The organism is Vibrio diazotrophicus (assembly GCF_038452265.1).
GTDB classification, from domain to species: Bacteria; Pseudomonadota; Gammaproteobacteria; order Enterobacterales; family Vibrionaceae; genus Vibrio; species Vibrio diazotrophicus.
This window is the reverse complement of the sequence record NZ_CP151842.1, coordinates 284598-306902: the sequence shown is the minus strand read 5'-3', so window position 1 is coordinate 306902 and position 22305 is coordinate 284598. Positions and strand designations below refer to the sequence as shown.

At 45.3% G+C, this 22305-nt stretch carries 24 protein-coding genes; 6 read left to right on the top strand and 18 right to left on the bottom strand.

The annotated features are described in order from the left end of the window. Positions 1-5: 5 nt before the first annotated feature. From rplV to kefG, 16 genes are all read right to left on the bottom strand, one after another. A complete protein-coding gene (rplV, locus tag AAGA51_RS01400; RefSeq protein ID WP_042485189.1) occupies positions 6-338 on the bottom strand; it encodes a 50S ribosomal protein L22 in 333 nt (110 codons plus the stop codon). Between the two features lie 10 nt (positions 339-348). Continuing rightward, positions 349-627: a 30S ribosomal protein S19 gene (rpsS, locus tag AAGA51_RS01395; RefSeq protein ID WP_042485188.1), complete on the bottom strand. Its 279-nt coding sequence runs from the start codon at positions 625-627 to the stop codon at positions 349-351. A 20-nt stretch (positions 628-647) separates the two neighbouring features. Beyond that, positions 648-1472, bottom strand: a complete 825-nt coding sequence (rplB, locus tag AAGA51_RS01390) for a 50S ribosomal protein L2 (RefSeq protein ID WP_042485185.1) — start codon at positions 1470-1472, stop codon at positions 648-650. Positions 1473-1488: 16 nt separating this feature from the next. Next, complete coding sequence (gene rplW / locus AAGA51_RS01385; protein ID WP_042485182.1) at positions 1489-1791, bottom strand: 50S ribosomal protein L23; 303 nt, start codon at positions 1789-1791, stop codon at positions 1489-1491. Beyond that, positions 1788-2390 (bottom strand): 50S ribosomal protein L4, encoded by a 603-nt coding sequence (gene rplD, locus AAGA51_RS01380; protein WP_042485179.1) that lies wholly within the window; start codon positions 2388-2390, stop codon positions 1788-1790. The genes rplW and rplD overlap by 4 nt, the downstream gene beginning before the upstream one ends. 16 nt (positions 2391-2406) lie before the next feature. Continuing rightward, a complete protein-coding gene (gene rplC, locus AAGA51_RS01375) occupies positions 2407-3036 on the bottom strand; it encodes a 50S ribosomal protein L3 (RefSeq protein ID WP_042485177.1) in 630 nt (209 codons plus the stop codon). A 14-nt stretch (positions 3037-3050) separates the two neighbouring features. Beyond that, positions 3051-3362 carry a 30S ribosomal protein S10 gene (gene rpsJ, locus AAGA51_RS01370; protein WP_001181007.1) on the bottom strand — a complete coding sequence of 104 codons (312 nt, stop codon included), beginning with the start codon at positions 3360-3362 and terminating at the stop codon, positions 3051-3053. A gap of 439 nt (positions 3363-3801) precedes the next feature. Beyond that, positions 3802-4545, bottom strand: a complete 744-nt coding sequence (rlmB, locus tag AAGA51_RS01365; RefSeq protein WP_042485169.1) for a 23S rRNA (guanosine(2251)-2'-O)-methyltransferase RlmB — start codon at positions 4543-4545, stop codon at positions 3802-3804. 7 nt (positions 4546-4552) lie between these two features. After that, positions 4553-7000 (bottom strand): ribonuclease R, encoded by a 2448-nt coding sequence (gene rnr / locus AAGA51_RS01360; protein ID WP_042485166.1) that lies wholly within the window; start codon positions 6998-7000, stop codon positions 4553-4555. Between the two features lie 217 nt (positions 7001-7217). Continuing rightward, positions 7218-7853 (bottom strand): flagellar protein MotX, encoded by a 636-nt coding sequence (motX, locus tag AAGA51_RS01355; RefSeq protein WP_042485162.1) that lies wholly within the window; start codon positions 7851-7853, stop codon positions 7218-7220. Positions 7854-8076: 223 nt separating this feature from the next. Further along, the gene (locus AAGA51_RS01350) at positions 8077-9393 is read right to left on the bottom strand and encodes an adenylosuccinate synthase (RefSeq protein WP_042485160.1); all 1317 of its coding nucleotides are present in this window, start codon (positions 9391-9393) and stop codon (positions 8077-8079) included. A gap of 127 nt (positions 9394-9520) precedes the next feature. After that, positions 9521-10480 (bottom strand): isoaspartyl peptidase/L-asparaginase family protein, encoded by a 960-nt coding sequence (locus tag AAGA51_RS01345; protein WP_042485157.1) that lies wholly within the window; start codon positions 10478-10480, stop codon positions 9521-9523. 113 nt (positions 10481-10593) lie between these two features. Continuing rightward, complete coding sequence (gene slyD, locus AAGA51_RS01340) at positions 10594-11175, bottom strand: peptidylprolyl isomerase (RefSeq protein ID WP_042485154.1); 582 nt, start codon at positions 11173-11175, stop codon at positions 10594-10596. 98 nt (positions 11176-11273) lie between these two features. Next, positions 11274-11474: a YheV family putative zinc ribbon protein gene (locus tag AAGA51_RS01335; protein ID WP_102962870.1), complete on the bottom strand. Its 201-nt coding sequence runs from the start codon at positions 11472-11474 to the stop codon at positions 11274-11276. A gap of 29 nt (positions 11475-11503) precedes the next feature. Further along, complete coding sequence (gene kefB / locus AAGA51_RS01330) at positions 11504-13309, bottom strand: glutathione-regulated potassium-efflux system protein KefB (RefSeq protein ID WP_042485149.1); 1806 nt, start codon at positions 13307-13309, stop codon at positions 11504-11506. After that, on the bottom strand, positions 13302-13880 hold the full coding sequence (gene kefG / locus AAGA51_RS01325; RefSeq protein ID WP_042485146.1) for a glutathione-regulated potassium-efflux system ancillary protein KefG: 579 nt from the start codon (positions 13878-13880) through the stop codon (positions 13302-13304). The genes kefB and kefG overlap by 8 nt, the downstream gene beginning before the upstream one ends. 275 nt (positions 13881-14155) lie before the next feature. Here kefG and AAGA51_RS01320 point away from each other — a divergent pair, with 275 nt between their 5' ends. From AAGA51_RS01320 to crp, 6 genes are all read left to right on the top strand, one after another. Then, entirely contained in the window at positions 14156-16078 is a 1923-nt protein-coding gene (locus AAGA51_RS01320; protein WP_042485143.1) for an ABC transporter ATP-binding protein, read from the top strand. After that, a complete protein-coding gene (locus tag AAGA51_RS01315) occupies positions 16075-16545 on the top strand; it encodes a TIGR02444 family protein (protein WP_042485140.1) in 471 nt (156 codons plus the stop codon). Before AAGA51_RS01320 ends, AAGA51_RS01315 begins: the two co-directional genes overlap by 4 nt. A 119-nt stretch (positions 16546-16664) precedes the next feature. Next, on the top strand, positions 16665-17645 hold the full coding sequence (locus AAGA51_RS01310) for a hydrolase (RefSeq protein ID WP_042485137.1): 981 nt from the start codon (positions 16665-16667) through the stop codon (positions 17643-17645). A gap of 93 nt (positions 17646-17738) precedes the next feature. Next, complete coding sequence (locus AAGA51_RS01305) at positions 17739-17948, top strand: YheU family protein (protein ID WP_042485134.1); 210 nt, start codon at positions 17739-17741, stop codon at positions 17946-17948. Between the two features lie 95 nt (positions 17949-18043). Further along, positions 18044-18913, top strand: a complete 870-nt coding sequence (locus AAGA51_RS01300) for a phosphoribulokinase (RefSeq protein WP_042485131.1) — start codon at positions 18044-18046, stop codon at positions 18911-18913. A 240-nt stretch (positions 18914-19153) separates the two neighbouring features. Further along, a complete protein-coding gene (crp, locus tag AAGA51_RS01295) occupies positions 19154-19786 on the top strand; it encodes a cAMP-activated global transcriptional regulator CRP (protein ID WP_004728582.1) in 633 nt (210 codons plus the stop codon). A 102-nt stretch (positions 19787-19888) separates the two neighbouring features. On the opposite strand, the gene AAGA51_RS01290 is transcribed toward crp, so the two are convergent. Both AAGA51_RS01290 and astD read right to left on the bottom strand, forming a co-directional pair. Then, a complete protein-coding gene (locus AAGA51_RS01290; protein WP_042485128.1) occupies positions 19889-20692 on the bottom strand; it encodes a DUF1338 domain-containing protein in 804 nt (267 codons plus the stop codon). Between the two features lie 150 nt (positions 20693-20842). Continuing rightward, on the bottom strand, positions 20843-22300 hold the full coding sequence (gene astD / locus AAGA51_RS01285; protein WP_042485125.1) for a succinylglutamate-semialdehyde dehydrogenase: 1458 nt from the start codon (positions 22298-22300) through the stop codon (positions 20843-20845). Between the last annotated feature and the right edge of the window lie 5 nt (positions 22301-22305).

The following is a 22305-nucleotide window of genomic DNA, read 5'->3' as shown; positions in this document are numbered from 1 at the left end:
GTCTCTTAGCGATCTGCGACAACCACAGTAATGTGGCTTGAACGCTTCAAGATACGATCCGCACGGCCTTTAGCACGAGGCATAATACGCTTCATGACAGGGCCCTCATCTACGAAGATTTTAGCGACACGTAGATCGTCAATGTCAGCACCTTCGTTATGTTCCGCGTTAGCGATTGCTGACTCAAGAACTTTCTTAACTAGCTCAGCAGCTTTCTTGTTGCTGAATGTTAGAAGTTCTAGAGCTTGGTCAACTTTCTTACCGCGAATTTGATCTGCAACTAAGCGAGCTTTCTGAGGCGAAATGCGAGCAAAGTTATGTTTAGCTAATGCTTCCATCATTTACTCCTTAACGCTTCTTAGCTTTCTTATCCACGACATGGCCGCGGTAAGTGCGAGTTGGTGCAAATTCACCAAGTTTGTGACCGATCATCTCGTCAGTTACGAAAACTGGAACGTGTTGACGACCATTATGGACAGCGATGGTCAAACCGATCATTGTAGGAATGATCATTGAACGACGGGACCAAGTCTTAATAGGCTTTTTGTCTCCGCTTTCCACCGCTTTCTCTACCTTCTTCAGCAAGTGTAGGTCAATAAATGGACCTTTCTTGAGAGAACGTGGCATGGCTTATCCTCTTAAATAGATTACTTATTGCGACGACGTACGATGTACTTGTCAGTGCGTTTGTTGCTACGAGTCTTGTAGCCTTTAGTTGGCATACCCCAAGGAGAAACTGGGTGACGACCACCAGACGTACGGCCTTCACCACCACCATGTGGGTGGTCAACCGGGTTCATTACCACACCGCGAACGGTAGGACGAACACCACGCCAACGGCTTGCACCAGCTTTACCTAATTCACGTAGCATGTGCTCTGCGTTGCCTACTTCACCGATTGTTGCACGGCCTTCAGACAATACTTTGCGCATCTCGCCAGAACGTAGACGGATAGTTACGTATGCACCGTCGCGAGCAACGATTTGAGCATATGCACCAGCCGAACGAGCTAGCTGACCACCTTTACCAGGCTTAAGTTCAACGTTGTGTACAGTTGAACCTACTGGGATGTTACGCATTGGCATTGCGTTACCAGCTTTGATTGGCGCATCAACGCCAGACTGGATAGCATCACCAGCTTGAACACCTTTAGGTGCTAGGATGTAACGACGCTCACCGTCTGCGTACAGAACTAGAGCGATGTTTGCGCTACGGTTTGGATCGTATTCAAGACGCTCAACTTTCGCTGGGATACCATCTTTAGTACGTTTAAAGTCAATCAGACGGTAGTGTTGTTTGTGACCACCACCGATGTGACGTACTGTGATACGACCGTTGTTGTTACGACCGCCGTTCTTAGAGTTTTTCTCTAGAAGTGGCGCGTAAGGCTTACCTTTATGTAGGTCAGCATTAACAACCTTAACAACGTGACGGCGACCAGCCGAAGTCGGCTTACATTTAACAATAGCCATTTTTCAACTACTCCTGTTATTCCGCGCCGCCAACAAAGTCAAGATCTTGACCTTCGTTCAAAGTAACGTACGCTTTTTTCACGTCTGAACGACGGCCTTGGCGTAGCCCTTGACGCTTGGTCTTACCCTTAGTGATAAGAGTGTTTACAGACTTAACTTCAACTTCAAATAGCTTTTCTACAGCTGCTTTGATCTCTTTTTTAGTAGCATCCATTGATACTTTGAAAACGATAGTGTTCGCTTTCTCAGCAGCCATAGTTGCTTTTTCAGAGATGTGCGGTGCACGTAGAACTTTTAGTAGACGCTCTTCACGGATCATGCCAGCATCTCCTCAACTTGCTTAACTGCATCAGCAGTCATAAGAACCTTGTCAAATGCGATTAGGCTAACTGGGTCGATACCAGTAACGTCACGCACGTCAACTTTGTACAGGTTACGCGCAGCTAAGAATAGATTCTCGTCTACTTCACCAGTAACGATTAGAACATCGTTAAGTTCAAGTTCTTTCAGCTTAGCTGTTAGCTCTTTAGTTTTTGGTGCATCAACTGAGAAGCTTTCAACAACGATTAAACGCTCTTGACGAACTAGCTCAGAGAAGATGCTCTTCATAGCACCACGGTACATTTTTTTGTTTACTTTTTGGCTGTGATCTTGTGGTTTCGCAGCAAAAGTAACACCACCTGTACGCCAGATTGGGCTACGGATAGTACCAGCACGCGCACGGCCAGTACCTTTTTGACGCCATGGCTTAGCGCCACCGCCAGAAACTTCTGAACGTGTTTTTTGAGCACGAGTACCTTGACGAGCACCTGCTGCGTACGCAACAACTACTTGGTGTACAAGAGCTTCGTTGAACTCACGTCCGAAAGTAGTTTCGGAAACAGTTAGTGCGTTAGCACCTTTAACCATCAATTCCATTACTTACTCCTAGACGTTATGCTTTAACTGCTGGTTTGACGATAACGTTACCGCCAATTGAGCCAGGGACTGCACCTTTAATAAGAAGCAGATTGCGCTCAGCGTCAACACGTACGATCTCAAGGTTTTGAGTCGTTACACGCTCAGCACCCATGTGACCAGACATTTTTTTGCCTTTAAACACGCGACCTGGAGTCTGACATTGACCGATAGAACCAGGAGCACGGTGAGACAAAGAGTTACCGTGAGTCATATCTTGAGTACGGAAGTTCCAACGTTTAACAACGCCTTGGAAGCCCTTACCTTTAGATGTACCAGTAACGTCTACTTTTTTGATTTCGTTGAAAAGTTCAACAGTTAGTTCAGCACCAACTTCAAACTCTTCACCGCTTTCTAAGCGGAATTCCCAAAGACCACGACCAGCTTCAACACCTGCTTTCGCAAAGTGACCAGCTTCTGGCTTTGAAACACGGCTAGCTTTCTTAGCACCAGCAGTTACCTGGATAGCTGTGTAACCATCGTTCTCAAGAGTTTTAACTTGAGCAACGCGGTTCGCTTCAACTTCCACAACAGTTACTGGGATAGAAACGCCTTCTTCAGTAAATACGCGGGTCATACCCACTTTACGTCCGACTAGACCAATCATTCTTCTAATCTCCCTTAACCTAGGCTGATTTGAACATCAACACCAGCAGCAAGGTCTAGACGCATTAGAGCATCTACAGTCTTGTCAGTTGGTTCAACGATGTCGATCAGACGCTTGTGAGTACGAATTTCGTACTGGTCACGTGCATCTTTGTTTACGTGTGGAGAGATAAGAACAGTGAAACGCTCTTTACGAGTAGGTAGTGGAATAGGACCACGAACCTGCGCGCCGGTACGCTTAGCTGTTTCAACGATTTCCGCTGTAGAAGCGTCGATTAGTTTGTAATCGAAAGCTTTTAGGCGGATACGGATGCGTTGGTTCTGCATGAGACAGAGCTCCAATAATTAAAAATTACACAAACAATATCGCCACTCAAACTCGTTAAAACGAGAGAATGCCGATTGATTTATGTGAAACCGTAGTACCCAGATTGGGCACATTGTCAGCTAATAGGTGATTAACCTCAGTTATCTAAATTAGATAACTATGAGCTAAATTTTAATTAACTGCGAACATAAGCTGAGTATACATTACCTGACAAACCTGAATTTTATAAAAAACCTAGGATTTATCAGCTCCTCGCTGCTCATTGGTTCACAACTGGCTTAACCAGTGCGCTGCATTATACAGATCACAATTTTACATGCAAGGGCTGTTTGAAAAATAAACGAACAAAATTCAACCAAACAAAAGACAGGATAAGTGGAATGAAAGAGGGTTGATAATGACTATCAACCCTCTTTATATATAAGATATATGAGCTTTTTATTTAGCCGCAATACGCTGACGCACGGCTTCAAATAAACAAATTCCCGAAGCAACAGAAACATTCAGACTTGATACTGAACCCGCCATTGGAATCTTTATCAGGTCATCACAAGTTTCTCGGGTTAAACGACGCATACCGTCTCCCTCAGCCCCCATGACGATGGCTAACGGTCCTGTTAATTTGCTTTGGTAGATATCGTGAGTCGCTTCACCAGCCGTACCGACAAACCATACGCCTTTTTCCTGCATCGCACGCATGGTACGAGCTAAGTTAGTTACGCGAACAAGTGGCACCGTTTCTGCTGCGCCACATGCCACTTTGCTTACCGTCGCAGTCAATGGCGCTGATCTGTCTTTTGGTACGATAACCGCAGCCACACCCGCGGCATCAGCATTACGCAGACACGCGCCTAAGTTATGTGGGTCAGTGACACCATCAAGAACTAAGAATAGCGGTTGCTCAGCTTGGTCAACGATAAGCTCTAAATCATGCTCGTTGAGCTGTTTAGCTGGTTTTACTTTGGCTATCACGCCTTGGTGGTTAGCACCTTGTGCTTTGTCATCCAGAACTTTACGGTTCATTTCTTGAATCGACACGCCTAGACGTGCAAGTTCATTCAGAACAGGCAGTAATCGATCATCCTGACGACCTTTCAGTACATAAGCTTCCACAAAACGAGCAGGATCTCGTTCTAACACCGCTTTTACTGCGTGGATGCCATAAATTAATTCGTTACTCATGAGTTACCTATTTGTTCTTTTTTGCTCTTGCTTTGCCAGCTTGAGCTCGAGCTTTCTGTTTACGAGACTTAGCGGATTTACTCGTTTTGTCTTTTTGCTTACCACTACCGTCATCTGGACGTTTAGTGGGTTCTATCATTGGTACAGCTTTACTACCAAGGTTTGCAGCCGCTTTTTTGCCTTTCGCTTTTGCTTTCGATTCTGTCGCTCGTTTCTTAGCAGTCTTACCAGCGCCGCGTAGCTTACGACTTGTTTCAACGATTTCAAAGTCAATTTGTCTATCATCAAGGTTCACTGACAACACTTTAACTTTGACTGAATCGCCTAAGCGGTAGGTATTACCAAACGACTCACCGATAAGTCTTTGACCAATCGGGTCAAATCGGTAGTAGTCATTCGCTAAAGTAGAAATATGCACCAAACCATCAATGTGCAAATCAGCTAAACGAACGAAGAAGCCAAATCCAGTCACGTTGGCAATGACACCTTCTAGCTCTTCACCAACATGGTCTTGCATGTACTCACATTTCAGCCAATCGGATACTTCACGAGTAGCATCATCTGCGCGGCGTTCAGTCATTGAACACTGCTCGCCGTAATAATTCATATCGTCAAATGAATAGTGGAAACCACCCGTCGGTGTCCAACGGTCTTGGTTACGCCCTTCATGTTTGGCAATCAGATACTTGATAGCACGATGCAACAACAAATCTGGATAACGACGAATCGGCGAAGTGAAGTGAGCATAACGCTTCAACGCCAAGCCGAAGTGACCAGCATTGTCAGGGCTGTATATCGCTTGCTTCATCGAGCGCAGCAACATAGTTTGAATCAGTTCTTTGTCTGGACGCTCACCGATCTGTTGCATCAAATGTGCATAATCGGTTGGGGATGGTTCAAGACCACCTGACAGCTCTAGGCCTAATTCACCAAGGAAATCTCTGAAGCCCATCAGACGCTCTTCACCCGGAGTTTCATGAATACGATATAACGCTGGCTCTTTTGCTTTTTCCACCAATGAAGCAGAAGCAATGTTCGCCATGATCATGCACTCTTCAATCAGCTTATGAGCATCATTACGGATAAGTGGCTCAATACTGTCAATCTTACGATCTGGCGTAAAAATGAACTTGGTCTCAACGGTTTCAAATTCGATTGCACCACGCTGCTCGCGCGCCACTTTCAATACTTGATACATCTTATGCAGCTCTTCAAGGTGCGGTACTAAATCACGGTAACGCTCACGTAACTCTTCATCACCTTCTAAGATCTCGTGCACTTTAGTGTACGTCAGGCGAGCATGTGAGTTCATCACCGCTTCATAGTGTTTGTAACTCGATAACTTACCACTTTCAGAAATGGTCATTTCACACACCATACACAAGCGATCCACTTGTGGGTTCAGTGAACATAAGCCATTTGAAAGCACTTCCGGCAGCATAGGCACGACTTGTGACGGGAAGTAAACCGAGTTACCACGATTAATCGCTTCTTTATCTAGCGCGGTATCAGGGCGAACGTAATAACTTACATCTGCAATCGCTACCCATAAACGCCAGCCGCCACCTTTTTTCGCTTCACAGAAAACCGCATCATCAAAGTCTCGCGCATCTTCGCCATCAATGGTCACTAACGGTAGTTCACGCAGATCGACTCGTCCCACCTTAGCTTCTTCTGGCACTTCTTCGCCTAAGCCTGCAACCTGTTTTTCAACTTCGTCCGGCCACACATGAGGAATTTGATGCGTACGGATGGCAATTTGTGTTTCCATTCCCGGTGCCATGTTTTCTCCGAGTACTTCAACCACGCTACCCATCATACCGCGACTACGTGAGCCTCGGTCTGTAATCTCAATCACCACTACATTGCCCATTCGAGCACCGCTACGCTGCTCATTAGGGATCAAAATATCCTGATGAATACGTGAGTCGTCTGGCACCACATACGAGTACCCATGCTCGAAGAAGAAGCGGCCGACGATTTGTGTTTTACGTTCTTCCAATACGCGAACTAAGCGCCCCTCTTTTCTTCCGCGCTTGTCTGTACCTGCTGGTTGAACCAACACGTAATCACCATGGATGATGGTTCTCATCTGATGGTGAGGTAATAAAATGTCGTTGTCTTTGTTGGTGTTGCCTTCTGGACGTACCCAACCATAGCCATCTTTGTGACCAATTACATACCCTTTAATTAGTTCTAGTTTTTCAGGCAGTGCATAGCATTGACGACGAGTAAAGATGAGTTGTCCATCTCTCTCCATGGCACGAAGACGGCGACGTAGGCCTTCATACTGATCTTCGCCGGTGAGTTTTAGTGCTTCAAACAAATCGTTGCGATTCATTGGCACATTAGCTTGAGTTAAAAATTCGATGATGAACTCACGACTCGGGATCGGATTTTCGTAATTATCGGCTTCGCGATCCGCAAACGGATCAATATGGGTGGAATCAGACATAGGCAGACCTACTTAAAGTAAGAGGGGGAATTAAAGTATATCCTACTGCGTGGTTAAGCTTAAGGATAAAAAGTGAGTAATACTAATAAGATAGTTCTGTTGCACTATCTTTGAAGTAATAAAAGTGAAATACAGTGAGGAAAGGTAATAAATTCATGTTCAACCCTAGAGGCTGAACATGAACAGATAAATGTGTTTGCAGAATCAATTACGAGCTTTACCAGAAGGTTTCACGACGCTTCGCGCGCGCAATAATGTTCTCTGGCATTCGCATCTCTAACCCCTGTCGTAAGATATTAATACGACTATGCACTCTTTGATCTGCCGTTGCAGAGTTATAGAGCCAACGATAAGCATCTTCGTAATCTAGAGGGCTGCCGTAGTCTCTCAACAGCAATTCAGCCAACTGAATACGGGCATTCAAGTTACCCATAGAAGCAGCTTCACGCAAATAAGGTATAGCGCGCTCTTTATCTTGCTGCACTAACGTTCCGCGCGAGTAATAACGACCTAACTGCTCAAGTGCGGTTGGCAAACCTTGATGAGCAGCATTTTCCATGTAATACAGACCTAGCTCGACATCCTGATCGACACAGACACCCCACGCCAGCATATCGCCATACAAAAACTCGTATGACGGTAAATTGATGCGAGTGGCACGTGCAACGATATCTTCCACCAACTGACAATTGTCGGCTTTGACACGCTCCAAATGCTTGTTTTCTTCAATCAATTTTATGAGTTCAGCTTCTGTATAAATTGGTACAGGCTCCCCCACATCGGCCACAGCAGCGTGACTAAACGAGGAATGCAATGCCAATAATAGAGAAGCTGCCACCGTTCGTAGCTTCATACATGCACTCTTACTTAATTCCGATAGCCACACAACACCGCTTTTTGAGTATAGCGTTATTACGCATAATGGCTGGTTTGATTTTTTATCGGCGATTAAGTGAATCTCTTTAGGTCAATCTTGTAAATAATCGGCAATTAATTGCCACCGACGTACAAAATAGCATCACTTGCGGCATAAAAAAACCGGCTCAATGAACCGGTTCTGTAAACAAGTATCTAGCTTACACGCTGAATGGGTGTACTTTGATGATTGTTTCGTTACGGTCAGGGCCTGTAGAGATGATGTCTACTGGAACGCCTGTTAGCTCTTCAATACGCTTGATGTAGTCAAGTGCAGCTTGAGGAAGCGCGTCGATAGACTTAGCACCGAAAGTTTTTTCAGACCAACCTGGCATGGTTTCGTAGATTGGCGTTACGTTATCGTAAGCATCTGCTGCCATTGGTGAAACTTCAGCGATTGAGCCATCAGCCATTTGGTAACCAGTACAGATTTTGATTTCTTCTAGACCGTCTAATACGTCTAGTTTCGTCATACAGAAACCTGTAATTGAGTTGATTTGAATTGCACGACGCATTGCAACAGCATCGAACCAACCGGTACGACGTAGGCGACCCGTTGTTGCACCAAATTCAGCACCTACAGTACCTAAATGCTTACCAACTGGATCTTGCTTCTCTTTGCCATCATAAAGTTCAGTCGGGAAAGGACCAGAACCTACACGAGTACAGTACGCTTTAGCGATACCTAGAATGTAACCTAGGTGACGAGGACCAAAACCAGAACCTGCAGCAACACCACCAGCTGTCGTGTTAGAAGAAGTTACATATGGGTAAGTACCGTGGTCGATATCAAGTAGAGTACCTTGAGCGCCTTCGAACATGATCTTATCGCCACGCTTACGCGCTGCATCAAGTTCGTCAGTTACGTCGATAACCATTGACGTTAATAGGTCAGTATAACCCATTGCTTGCTCAAGCACGTCTTCGTAGCTTACTGGCTCAACTTTGTAGAAGTTTTCTAGTTGGAAATTATGGTAAGCTATGACTTCTTTTAGTTTCTCAGCGAATGCTGCGCGATCGAATAGGTCACCAACACGTAGACCACGACGAGCAACTTTATCTTCGTAAGCAGGACCGATACCACGACCAGTCGTACCAATTGCTTTATTACCACGAGCAGTTTCACGCGCTTGGTCTAGAGCAATATGGTATGGAAGAATTAGAGGACAAGCTTCAGAAATGAAAAGACGCTCTTGAACAGGAACACCACGGTCTTCTAGACCTGTCATTTCTTTGATTAGTGCATCTGGTGAAAGTACAACACCGTTACCGATAATGCATTTCACGTTATTGCGAAGGATACCTGATGGAATCAAGTGAAGAACTGTTTTCTCGCCATCAATAACTAGAGTATGGCCAGCGTTGTGACCACCTTGGTAGCGAACCACATATTTTGCATCTTCAGTTAAAAGGTCTACGATTTTACCTTTACCTTCATCACCCCATTGGGTGCCAAGAACGACTACGTTATTACCCATCTTTCCAAATCTGATTGCTAGTTAAAAATGGATTCTAGCATCGAATTTGATTCGTTGCAGTCATTTTTTAGGCAAAAAATAGTCGAATAAATTCGTGCGCAGCCATTCTCGTTTTTCAGATTAAAACTCAATCATCTGCATATATTTTGATGAGCAGATCACCTTTAGTATCAACACTTGCTCGATACATTCCTAAGCTATTCATCGCAAAGTGAATTTCACCATTAGCATCAACCGCAATAAGGCCGCCCTCACCGCCAATTGCCTTCAAATCACCTTGAATAATGTGTTCACAGGCGGTGTGAATATCTTCTTTTAAATAGCGCATTCTCGCCGCTACATCTGATGCGACCATTTTGCGAATGAAGAACTCGCCCATCCCCGTTGTTGATACAGCAACATTGCCATTTTCAGCAATCGTACCTGCACCTATGATTGGCGAATCACCAATGCGGCCAAACTTTTTGTTGGTGATGCCACCAGTACTTGTAGCTGCTGCTAAATTGCCTTGCTGATCAAGCGCTACCGCGCCAACCGTGCCAAATTTTTTGTCGTCTGGATACTGTTTTTCTGTCGAGTACTTAGCTTCCGATAGTGCAAACAGGCCTTTCTCTTTCATGGACTGCAGTTGTTCATAGCGGCGTTCAGTAAAGAAGTAATCCTGCTCGGTATACTCATAACCCAAGCTAAAAGCGAACTCTTCGGCTCCTTCACCCATCAACAAAACATGGTCGCTTTTCAACATCACATCACGTGCAAGTTCAATCGGATTTTTAATATGGCGAACTCCCGTTACGGCACCTGCATCCATCTCTCGTCCATGCATCACGGAAGCATCCATCTCAACCATTTCTTTATTGGTTAATACCGAGCCTTTGCCTGCATTAAACTGGGGCGCATCTTCCAACACTTTTACCGCTGCGACTACAGCATCTAAAGCATCGCCCCCTTGCGCAAGAATGGCATGCCCCGCTTTAACCGATTTCTCTAACGCAGCCTCTATTTCACCTTTGAGTTCATCACTCATTTGTTCACGCAAAATTGTTCCGGCACCACCATGAATCGCAATAGAAAAAGGTTGCGGCATAAAAAGTCCTTACATATTGATAAAGCGAAAATAAAAAAAGCGTGAACCGATTGCTCGACTCACGCTTTCTTTTATAGGGCTAGGAGCTGCTTATAGCAAGCCCACCGCACAGTTTAGTGGCAGTGACCGCCGCCACAACAACCATCTTTGTGGTCATGGTCGTGATCATGACCGTGACCACCACAACATTCGTGGTCATCGTGATCGTGACCGTGGCCGCCACAGCCACCCGCTTGGTGTACGTGACCGTGTTCAAGTTCTTCAGCAGTTGCTTCACGAACTGCAACAACTTCTACATCGAAAGTCAGAGTGTGACCAGCAAGCATGTGGTTACCGTCAACCACAACTTCATCACCATCAACTTCTGTAATTTCTACAGGGATTGGACCTTGGTCTGTATCCGCTAGGAAGCGCATACCTACTTCGATCTCATCAACACCTTGGAATACGTTTGCAGGAACGCGCTGAACAAGATCATCGCTGTGCTCACCGTATGCATCTTCAGGTGCGATAGTTGCAGTGAACTTGTCACCTGCTACTTTGCCTTCTAGCTCTTTTTCAAGGCCAGTGATTAGGTTGTTGTGACCATGTAGGTAATCTAGTGGTGCTTCCACTGTGGATTGGTCAACAACGATGCCATCTTCCAGTTTTACTTGGTAAGCAAGGCTTACAACCACGTTCTTTTCAATTTTCATAACGGCTCCAGGGCGGTTTTGGTGCTTTTAGACACATAAAGTCATGCCTAAAAATAATCTAATGGTGGATATTATGGGGATCGTGAGCAGAAACTCAATTATTCCGGCTTAAAAATACCGATCATTTGCTCTTGACCGTGTTCACTTTTCTCTACAGCTTTTGGTTTACGCTGTTCTGAATAATCACACTCAACGCATTCCACCAGCTCTATGTTGTTCTCTATCCACCAGCGTAAGGTATCTTGAGCTTTACAACTCGGACAACTCGCCCCTGCAATAAAGCGTTTTTTTATATTCACGTATTGGTTCCTACTACTTACTTGTTCTTTTAGTCTTTTTCCCAATAGCTACGAGACTGTTTATCACCGTCCATCTCGCGGCCAAAAATTTCTTCCAATTCTTTACGAGCTTCTTTGGCTCTTAAGTTAAGCCGTTTACCTTCATTATGTTGAGGTAGCAACTCTTTAAGCATTGCCATGTCCAACTTGCGAAAATGAGCTTCGGCTCTTTTAGCTTCATAAGGATGCATACCCAGCGAGATTAACGTTTGTCGACCAAGATCCAACGCACCTAAAAAGGTTTCGCGAGAGTAACGCTCTACACCGTGATTCATTAGTTGGTAGGCTTCAACACGGCTACGTGCACGAGCCAATATCTTCAATTTAGGGAAGTGATGCTTGCAAAGCTCTACTATTTTCACCACTTCATCAGGCGCGTCGGTACAGATAACAATTGCCTCTGCTTCATCGGCACCCGCCGCTCGCAATAACTCAAGCTGAGTGGCGTCGCCATAGAATACTTTATATCCGTATTTGCGTAGTAATTTTATTTGGCTGGCATCACTTTCTAATACCGTAATTTTGATCTTGTTGGCATACATCAAGCGGCCAACAATCTGCCCAAAACGGCCAAATCCAGCAATGATGACTCTCGGTTCTTTATCAAATACGTCCGATGCCAACTTTTCCTCATCGGAACTATTCAAATTACGTGCGAACCAGCGATTTTGTGCTGATAGCAATAACGGCGTGGTCACCATCGATAAGCTCACCACTACTAATAAAAAGGCGACTTGCTCTGATTTGAGCAGCCCTTGGCTGCTAGCGGCAGTAAAGATAACAAAAGCAAACTCACCGCCTTGGCTCAGTATTGCAGCCATTCGGCTACGAGCTTTAGCCCGCGTGCCAGAAAAACGGGCGAGCACATAAAGAAGTAAACCTTTGACTGTCACCAGAGCGATCACAGCCAGCAATATGCTTAATGGTTCAAGAGCCAACAACCCTATATCAACCGCCATTCCGACAGAGATAAAGAACAGGCCAAGCAACAAGCCTTTGAAGGGCTCGATAGCAATTTCCAGCTCGTGACGGAACTCACTTTCGGCTAACAATACCCCAGCTAAAAAGGTACCAAGCGCCATCGACAAGCCTAATTGCTGCATCAACAGTGCGATACCAATCACCAACAATAGCGCGGCAACAGTAAACAGCTCTCGCACACCACTTAATACGATGTAGCGAAACAGAGGGCTCAGAAGGTAATGACCGCCCACTAATAAACCGACAATGCCACATAACATCCAGACGACATCAAGCCAGCTTCCGCCAGTATTACCTGCCAGTACGGGCAACAACGCCAGCATAGGAATAACAGCAATATCTTGGAATAGCAGAACAGCAAAACCGGATTGCCCCGTTTCCGTTCGAGTTAAACCTCTTTCTTCTATCACGCGTAATGCAATTGCGGTTGAAGAGAGCGCCAACCCCATACCAATAACTAAACTGCTTTGCCAGCCGATGCCCAGCAACGAAGTCAAGCTTGCAATCACGGCTGTCGTCACCACAACCTGCGCGCCACCCAGTCCCAAAATTGGCCCACGCATTTGCCACAGTTTTCTCGGATTTAACTCTAAGCCAATCAGAAACAGCAGCAAAACCACGCCAAACTCAGCAAAGTGCATGATCGCTTCAACATCGCTGATTAAGCCCAATCCCCAAGGTCCGATGATCACACCCGCCAGTAAATACCCCAGAACAGAACCAAGCCCCGCCCTTTGCGCTAAAGGTACTGCCACCACAGCTGCGGTAAGGAAAACGGCTGTGCTTTGTAGAAAATCACTGCTTACTTCAGCCATGATGCTCTCCTTGCTCAGCTAACGGGTCCAATAACCACTGTCTATAGGCTTCTGCGTGTTGATATCGCTCAATGTCACTAACATTGCGCGACCAATACAGCACCATAGGGTCTATCCATTGCATACGACACAATGCCGCCGTCAGTTCAAATGGTTGTAAAATGTCTTTCAACGGATAACGGTTATAACCCTTCTCACCAAAAGCATCGATGTTACCGCCGGTGGTGATGACACTACGCCAGACTTTACCCCGCAGCGCACTTCTGTTACCAAAGGCGAATCCTTTTGCCAGTATTCTATCCATCCATTCCTTAAGTAGCGCCGGACAGGAATACATATACAAAGGGTGCTGAAACACAATCACATCATGCTCTAACAAGCGCTGGCGCTCAGCTTGAACATCGATGAAAAAGTCTGGGTATGTGGCATAGAGATCAAGAATAGAGACGTGCTCAAGTGAAGAGATCTTTTTAATCATCACTTGGTTTGCAATGGAGTGATGTGGCTCAGGGTGAGCATAAATCACTAATACTTTAGGCTTTTGTAAAGCAGACGGCGTATCTTGTGTCATTCCTTGACGGCACTCCGTAACGTTATCAAATTGGTAACTGTTGCTATCCCCAAACTAGTTGGAGTTGCAGCTAGGCGGCAAGTGAGTGAGTCCCCATGAGCATAGATAACTATGTAATTGGGGTGAACGAACGTAGCCAACACCGCTGCACCTTCAAGTAGGAAGGGCATAAGCATCATAACGTAAATTGCATAATGATCGACATTTATCCTCGTTGCCCCTACTATTCTGGGCGAAATCTCAACGGCAACTCTATTAATAGCTAAAACAAATTTATGATTATCTTCTCGGACATCCAACTACTACGTGGCGGAAAACCTCTGCTCGACCAAGCATCAGCAACCATCAACCCAGGCGACAAAGTGGGTCTAGTGGGTAAAAACGGTTGTGGTAAATCCACCCTATTTGCCCTCTTGAAAGACGAATTGTCTATTGATGCTGGCTCATTCAGTAAACCTGCTCAGTGGGAACTGGCTTGGGTAGCGCAAGAAACGCTGGCTTTAGAACGCAGTGCTTTGGAATACGTTATCGATGGCGACCGAGAATACCGAGATTTAGAACGTCAGCTTAGTGACGCAGAAGTTGCAGACAACGGTACACTAGTAGCTGAGCTGCATGGCAAAATCGAAACTATTGGCGGTTACAGCATCCGAGCTCGCGCTTCAGAGCTACTGGACGGTTTAGGCTTTAGCCAAGAACAGATGTCATGGAACCTGACTCAGTTTTCAGGTGGCTGGCGTATGCGCCTTAACCTTGCACAAGCACTGATTTGCCGCTCTGATTTGCTATTGCTCGATGAACCAACTAACCACTTAGATTTAGATGCCGTGATGTGGTTAGAGCGCTGGTTACAAAGCTATCCGGGAACTTTGATTCTGATTTCCCACGACCGAGATTTCTTAGACCCGATCATCAACCGTATCATTCACATTGAGAATCAGAAGCTGAATGAATACACGGGCAACTACTCTTCGTTTGAAAATCAACGCGCGCAAAAGATGTTGCAACAGCAAGCTATGTATCAGAAGCAACAAAAGCAGATGAGCCACATGCAGAGCTACATCGATCGCTTCCGTTACAAAGCGTCTAAAGCTCGCCAGGCGCAAAGCCGGATTAAAGCTTTAGAACGAATGGAAAAAGTGTTGCCAGCACAGTTTGATAACCCATTCAGTTTTGAGTTTCGCGAACCGTCTGCACTGCCAAACCCAATCTTGATGATGGATGACGTGAGTGCGGGATACGACGATAACCTTATCCTAGAGAAGATTCGTCTTAATCTCGTTCCGGGCAGCCGTATTGGTCTGCTTGGTCGTAACGGTGCGGGTAAATCAACCCTAATTAAGCTGTTATCCAATGAACTGACTCCGCAAGGTGGTGACCTATCCTACTCACAAGGGGTGAAAATTGGTTACTTCGCGCAGCATCAGCTTGAAACGCTTCATCCAGAAGAGACACCTTTGCAACACATGATGCAAATCGCGCCTGAGAAAAACGAATTAGAACTGCGCAACTATCTGGGTAGTTTCGGCTTCAACGGTGATAAAGCACTAGAGAAAGTTGGACCGTTCTCGGGCGGTGAAAAAGCGCGCCTCGTGTTGGCTCTTATTGTGTGGCAAAAACCAAACCTGCTATTACTTGATGAACCAACCAACCACCTTGATTTGGATATGCGTCAAGCCCTGACTCTTGCACTGCAAAGCTTCGAAGGTGCGATGGTTATTGTCAGTCACGACCGCTACCTACTGCGCGCTACAACCGATGATTTGTATCTGGTTCATGACCGCCAAGTGGCACCGTTTGATGGTGATTTAGTAGATTACTATAAATGGCTTCAGGATCAGCAAAAAGCAGAACGCAAAGAACAACAAGCTCAAGCTGCACCAAAAGACAATGCTAACAGCGCTGCAGCGAAGAAAGATCAAAAACGTCGTGAAGCAGAACTTCGCAAGCTGACTGCGCCAATTCGCAAAAAGCTGACACAACTCGAAGCGAAAATGGATAAGTTGAACGAAATTGTCGCGGACTCTGAACAACAATTATCGGAGTCCTCACTGTATGATGCAGAAAACAAAGCTAAACTTAACCAAGTTCTCGCTACACAAGCTCAGGCGAAATCCGAACTCGAAGAGATCGAAATGGAGTGGATGAGCGAGCAAGAGACGCTGGAAGAAATGGAACAGGAGTTCAACAGTCAATGACCCAAGAGCACGTCAGAATTTCACTCACGTTGGAACGACTATGGCAATTCAGCTTGCAGTACTACAGCGTTCGAGAAGTCAAAGAGGCGTGCTTACACCTGCAAAACCACTATAACGGCAACGTAAATTTGCTCTTGCTGCTCAAATGGCTTGATGAGCAGCAAGTAGCGTTTCATGAGCAAGATTGGCAAACGGTTATTGACTGTATCGGACGCTCGGAAACGCTACTACATAGCTACCGAGAGTTACGCCGTAAATTAAAAGCCACTCTGCCGGACACCCAATATCGCGAAGCACTGCAATTCGAATTGCAGTTGGAAAAGCAGCAACAGTCTGACTTAGTGGACTGCATCAATAGTCTGACTTTGATGAATAATGAAGACACACCTCTTACCCAACGTTACTGCCGACAACTCGGTGCCGAAAACCTCGCTAAACAGTTTGCCAAACCTGTACCCAAGAACTGAATCTTCCCGCTTATTTAATTGGGTATATACTCAATATAAACAGACCACTTAAAGTTGCAGTCACCAAAACTGCATCATTAAATAGGCAAAAATAATTGAATTAATTTGATGGTTAGCCGATGACCCAATTTGTTGCCGCTACAGGCTTGAAGAACCCACATTTACAGACATTAGTCCCGCGCTTTATTCGTAAGAAAGCGCTGTTTGAACCAGTCTGGCAAACGCTCGATACACCTGACGGCGATTTCCTCGACTTAGCGTGGAGTGAAGATGCACATAGTGAAAGCGCAGCGAAAAAGCCCATTTTCATCCTATTTCATGGTCTGGAAGGCTGCTTCTATAGCCCTTATGCCAATGGCTTAATGCAAGCCTTTGCCAAAGATGGCTGGTTATCGGTCATGATGCACTTCCGCGGTTGTAGCGGTAAGCCGAATAATTTGGCTCGCGCATACCATTCCGGTGAGGTGGAAGATGCCCGTTTAGTTCTGGAATATTTGAGAGAACAGTTTCCGAATCGCACTATCGTCGCTACTGGTATTTCTCTTGGAGGCAACATGCTGGTGAACTACTTGGCCGATTACAATGAAGATCCGATAGTCACAGCTGCGACCGTAGTTTCCGCCCCTTTAGATTTAGCTGCCTGTGCTCAACGGATTGAACACGGTTTTTCAAAAATCTATCGCCGTTATCTGGTCTCATCACTGAAAAACAGTGCAATGAAAAAGCATCATCTGCTCAAAGGTGAACTAGGGCTTTCCTATCAGAGCATTAAACGCGTCACTCACCTCAGTGATTTCGATGACTTAATCACAGCGCCCCTACATGGGTTTAAAGATTCGCAAGACTACTACGAGAAATGCTCTGGTATTAACAAACTACAGCAAATTAAAGTACCCACTCAGATCATTCATGCTAAAGACGATCCATTTATGAATGAATCTGTGATTCCCAAATTCATCCTACCTGACAACATCGACTATCGCTTGTTTGAGCAAGGCGGGCACGTTGGCTTTGTATCCGGAAGCATCCTAAAGCCTGAATTTTGGCTGGAAAAAGCATTGCCTGCTTATTATGAAAGTTTGAAAGACGCTCAGGATTAAATATTCGTCAGCAATAAAAAATTCGCCCCTCCATTAATAGGCTGACGTGCGTTATATTGACGAAACAACATTAAGAAGAATTACGAGCAAGTTATGATTGTACCTTGGCAAGATATTGCACCAGAAACATTAGAAAACCTCATCAGCGAATTTGTGCTCAGAGAAGGCACAGATTATGGCGAAGTTGAAGTTTCTCTGGAGCATAAGATCGACCAAATCAAAGCATTACTAAGGAGCGGCGATGCGGTGATTGTCTATTCAGAATTACACGAAAGTATTGATATCAAAGTTAATAATCGATAATCAGTGATAATTGAAATTCCATGTTATAGTGGCTTCAACTCGGGCGATGAACAGATTTCAACGCCTTATTATAGGATTTTTGGACAAGGTTAGTCATGTCAGCAAAACACCCAATTATTGCCGTAACTGGTTCATCAGGTGCAGGCACTACTACAACGTCAGAAGCATTCCGTAAAATGTTCAACATGATGAGTGTTAAACCCGCTTGGGTTGAAGGTGATAGTTTTCACCGTTTCACTCGTCCAGAAATGGATATTGAAATCCGTAAAGCCCGCGAACAGGGTCGTCATATCAGCTACTTCGGCCCAGAAGCCAACGACTTTGGTGCTTTGAGCGAGTTTTTCCGTCAATACGGTAAAGCAGGAACAGGCCAAATCCGACGCTATCTGCACACCTTTGATGAGGCCGTGCCTTATAACCAAATGCCCGGAACATTCACTCCATGGCAAGAGCTTCCAGCTAGTACAGACGTACTCTTCTATGAAGGGCTACACGGTGGTGTAGTAGACGGTGAGGTTAATGTGGCGCAGCATGTCGATTTCCTGATTGGCATGGTACCGATTGTTAACCTTGAGTGGATTCAAAAGTATGTCCGTGACACCCGTGACCGGGGGCACTCGCGCGAAGCCGTGATGGATTCGATAGTTCGCTCAATGGATGACTATCTCAACTACATCACACCACAATTTTCGCGCACGCATATTAACTTTCAACGGGTGCCGACCGTAGATACATCCAACCCACTGAATGCCAAAGGCATTCCTAGTCTGGACGAAAGTTTTGTAGTCATTCGCCTACGTGGAATTAAAAATGTCGACTTCCCATACTTACTGGCAATGATCGACGGCTCCTTTATGTCTCGCCACAACACCATTGTGGTTCCGGGAGGAAAAATGAGTTTTGCCATGGAATTGATTGTAAGACCAATCCTACAGCAACTCATTGAAACGGGGAAAATCGGCTAATCGAAACAAGCTTTTTGCGTTTAGTTTCCATACCGTGACCATGTGCACATTTTTGCGTAAAAAATCAAGGTAGGGACACGATTAAAATCAAGAAAATGTCGCTGAAAAAGGATACTATTCTTAACCGAAACACAAGATAGCTTGCAGCGACCATAAAGTCCTCTTATTCTAGTAAATCTATTTTAAGCTTTGCTAAATATGGATAGCAGCAAGCGTACCCTGCAGAGGAAGTGAGATATTATGGTTCTAGGTAAACCTCAAACCGACCCAACATTAGAGTGGTTTCTTTCACATTGTCACATTCATAAGTACCCTTCAAAAAGCACGCTGATTCACGCGGGCGAGAAAGCAGAAACTTTGTACTACATTGTTAAAGGTTCTGTTGCGGTACTGATTAAAGATGAAGAAGGAAAGGAAATGATCCTTTCTTACCTAAACCAAGGTGACTTCATCGGTGAACTTGGCTTGTTTGAAGAAGGTCAAGAGCGTACAGCATGGGTTCGAGCTAAATCTCCATGTGAAGTTGCTGAAATTTCATTTAAGAAGTTCCGTCAGCTTATCCAAGTTAACCCAGATATTTTAATGCGTCTTTCTGGTCAGATGGCTCGTCGTCTACAAGTAACAAGCCAGAAAGTTGGTGACCTTGCGTTCCTAGACGTAACAGGCCGCATTGCACAAACGCTTCTTAACCTAGCGAAACAGCCTGACGCAATGACTCACCCAGACGGCATGCAGATCAAGATCACTCGTCAAGAAATCGGTCAAATCGTTGGCTGTTCTCGTGAGACAGTAGGTCGTATTCTGAAGATGCTTGAAGAGCAGAATCTAATTTCAGCTCACGGTAAGACTATCGTTGTGTACGGAACTCGTTAATAGCTAACGCTATTACAAAAATTCAAAAGCCACCTTCTGGTGGCTTTTCTTTTTTCTGCTCTATTCGCTAACACATAAAGCTCGGTAAGTGATCACTCTTAACTAGGCAAGAGATTTACTATCGGTACTTTCAAAAATCTTATCTGCAGATGCAGCTACAAATCCTGTATATAGCTCTCCGTTTGCCATTGGATAACGCTTTGCAAACTCATAGAAGCCACCAGGAACCGTTTCAGTGCCATCACTAAATGTTACTGGAACTTTATCTGCCATGGTTGAAGACTGCTCAAGCAATACTTCTGGCGTTCCTTTCACTTCACCGCCCGATTCATTGATAGTAAAACCTGCGCCACGCAAATGGTCATTCACTTGTTTTACTTCTGTAAATGCCTTGAGCTGGTTTACGTTAACCGTAAAGTGGTTAGCCCCATAACCATGCGCCGCCAACCAAGAAGCGTACTCGCTTTCTTCTGCCAGCAACTGGTAATCTGCAAAACTGATATCCCACAAACGACCACCATAAAGGAATGCATCACCTTCAAGTTTAGTTGCATCTACTTGCTCAACCAACTTAGCAACAATCTCTTGAAGCTGTGGTGAACACTCTTCAACTTTCAGTTCACTGATGAATACTTTTGGCTGAAGCGGATCAGGATGCTCATAGTGTTTTGCGACCAGTTTTTTGCTTTCAAAAACATAGTCACCACAATCTTTGTAGCCGAGGGCTAAGAAAGGTTTTGCTAACGTTTCTAGACCAAGAGGAGCAACATTGAAAGTACGTAGTGCAATATGGTCATTGATTAGCGCTTCATCTTCTTCTAACAAGCTATGAACTTTATCTGCGGAAGGACAAAGGCGAGTGATGTAATCATTCCACAATGATTGAAACAGAACTTCTGGCGTCATAGTGCCTCCTTGGCTTCATGAACACGACGTATTGGATTGGAAAAGAGGCTAACTAAAGCCGGTTACTATTCTTTTATAGATTTAAGTTGTTATTAGTTTTCAGGTTTAAACAAACAGGCTTCACCTTTCGATGAAGCCTGAATAACTTTGTTATAGCTCTACACCTGGGCTTAGTGTCGCAGGAAGCTCGGTTGCAGAACCTTCCATTGACGCCATTGGGTAAGCACAGTAGTCCGCAGCGTAGAATGCACTTGGACGTAAGTTACCCGAAGCACCCGGACCACCAAATGGAGCATCACCACTCGCACCCGTTAGCTGACGGTTGCGGTTCACGATACCTGCACGAATATGGTCAACAAAGTATTCCCACTCCGTATCTTCTGTTGTAACTAAGCCAGCAGACAGACCAAAGCGAGTATCGTTAGCCAGCTCAACCGCTTGCTCTAGAGTTTCGTAGCGAACCAATTGCAGTAGTGGGCCGAAGTATTCTTCGTCAGGCAGTTGCGCGATTGGCGTAACATCAATGATACCCGGTGATACGAACGCAGCACCTTTGCTTTGCGCTTCAACAAGGCTCTTACCACCTAGAGATTGTAGGTTGGCTTGGGCATTAAGAATGAAGTCCGCCGCCGCTTTAGAGATTTGAGGCCCCATAAATGGTGCTGGCTCAGCAAATGGCTGATCCATACGCAGCTTCTTCGTCGCTTCTACTAAGCGAGCAACCAGTTCATCGCCTTTCGCACCAACAGGAACATACAGACGACGTGCACAAGTACAACGTTGACCAGCACTGATAAATGCAGACTGAATAATGGTGTAGACCGTTGCGTTCAAATCACCAAAACTCTCAGAAATCACCATTGGGTTATTACCACCCATTTCTAGCGCCAGCATCTTGTCTGGCTGACCAGCAAACTGGCGATGAAGAATGTGCCCTGTATTCGCGCTACCCGTAAACAACAGGCCATCAATACCTTTAGACTGAGCCAGAGCAATACCGGTTTCTTTACCACCTTGTACAAGGTTGATAACGCCTGCTGGTAGACCTGCTGCTTCCCAGAGCTTCATAGTGACTTCTGCCGTCCATGGTGTTTGCTCTGAAGGTTTGAACACAACGGTATTGCCCGCAAGAAGAGCAGGAACAATATGCCCATTCGGTAAGTGGCCAGGGAAGTTGTAAGGACCAAACACGGCCATAACACCCAGTGGGCGGTGGCGCAGTACAATTTGGTTGCCCGCAGCTTCACGCACGGTTTCACCAGTACGGTCATGGTACGCACGAATAGAGATAGCAATTTTGCCAGCCATAGCAGCCGCTTCAGTGCGAGTTTCCCAAATTGGTTTACCCGTTTCTTTCGCGATCACTTCTGCAATTTGCTCGCTGTTCTCCTTAATTTTTTCAGCAAAAGCGAGAACCACTTTTTCACGCTCTGCGAAAGGCAGTTTTTTCCAGCTAACAAATGCATTGCGAGCAGAAGCAACGGCTTCTTCTACTTGCTCTTGTGTTGCACTTTGACCTTGCCAAATGACCTCATCGTTATAAGGGCTTAAAGATGAAAGCATTTCACCTTTACCTTCCAACCACTGTCCTGCGATCCACTGAGTCATAATGT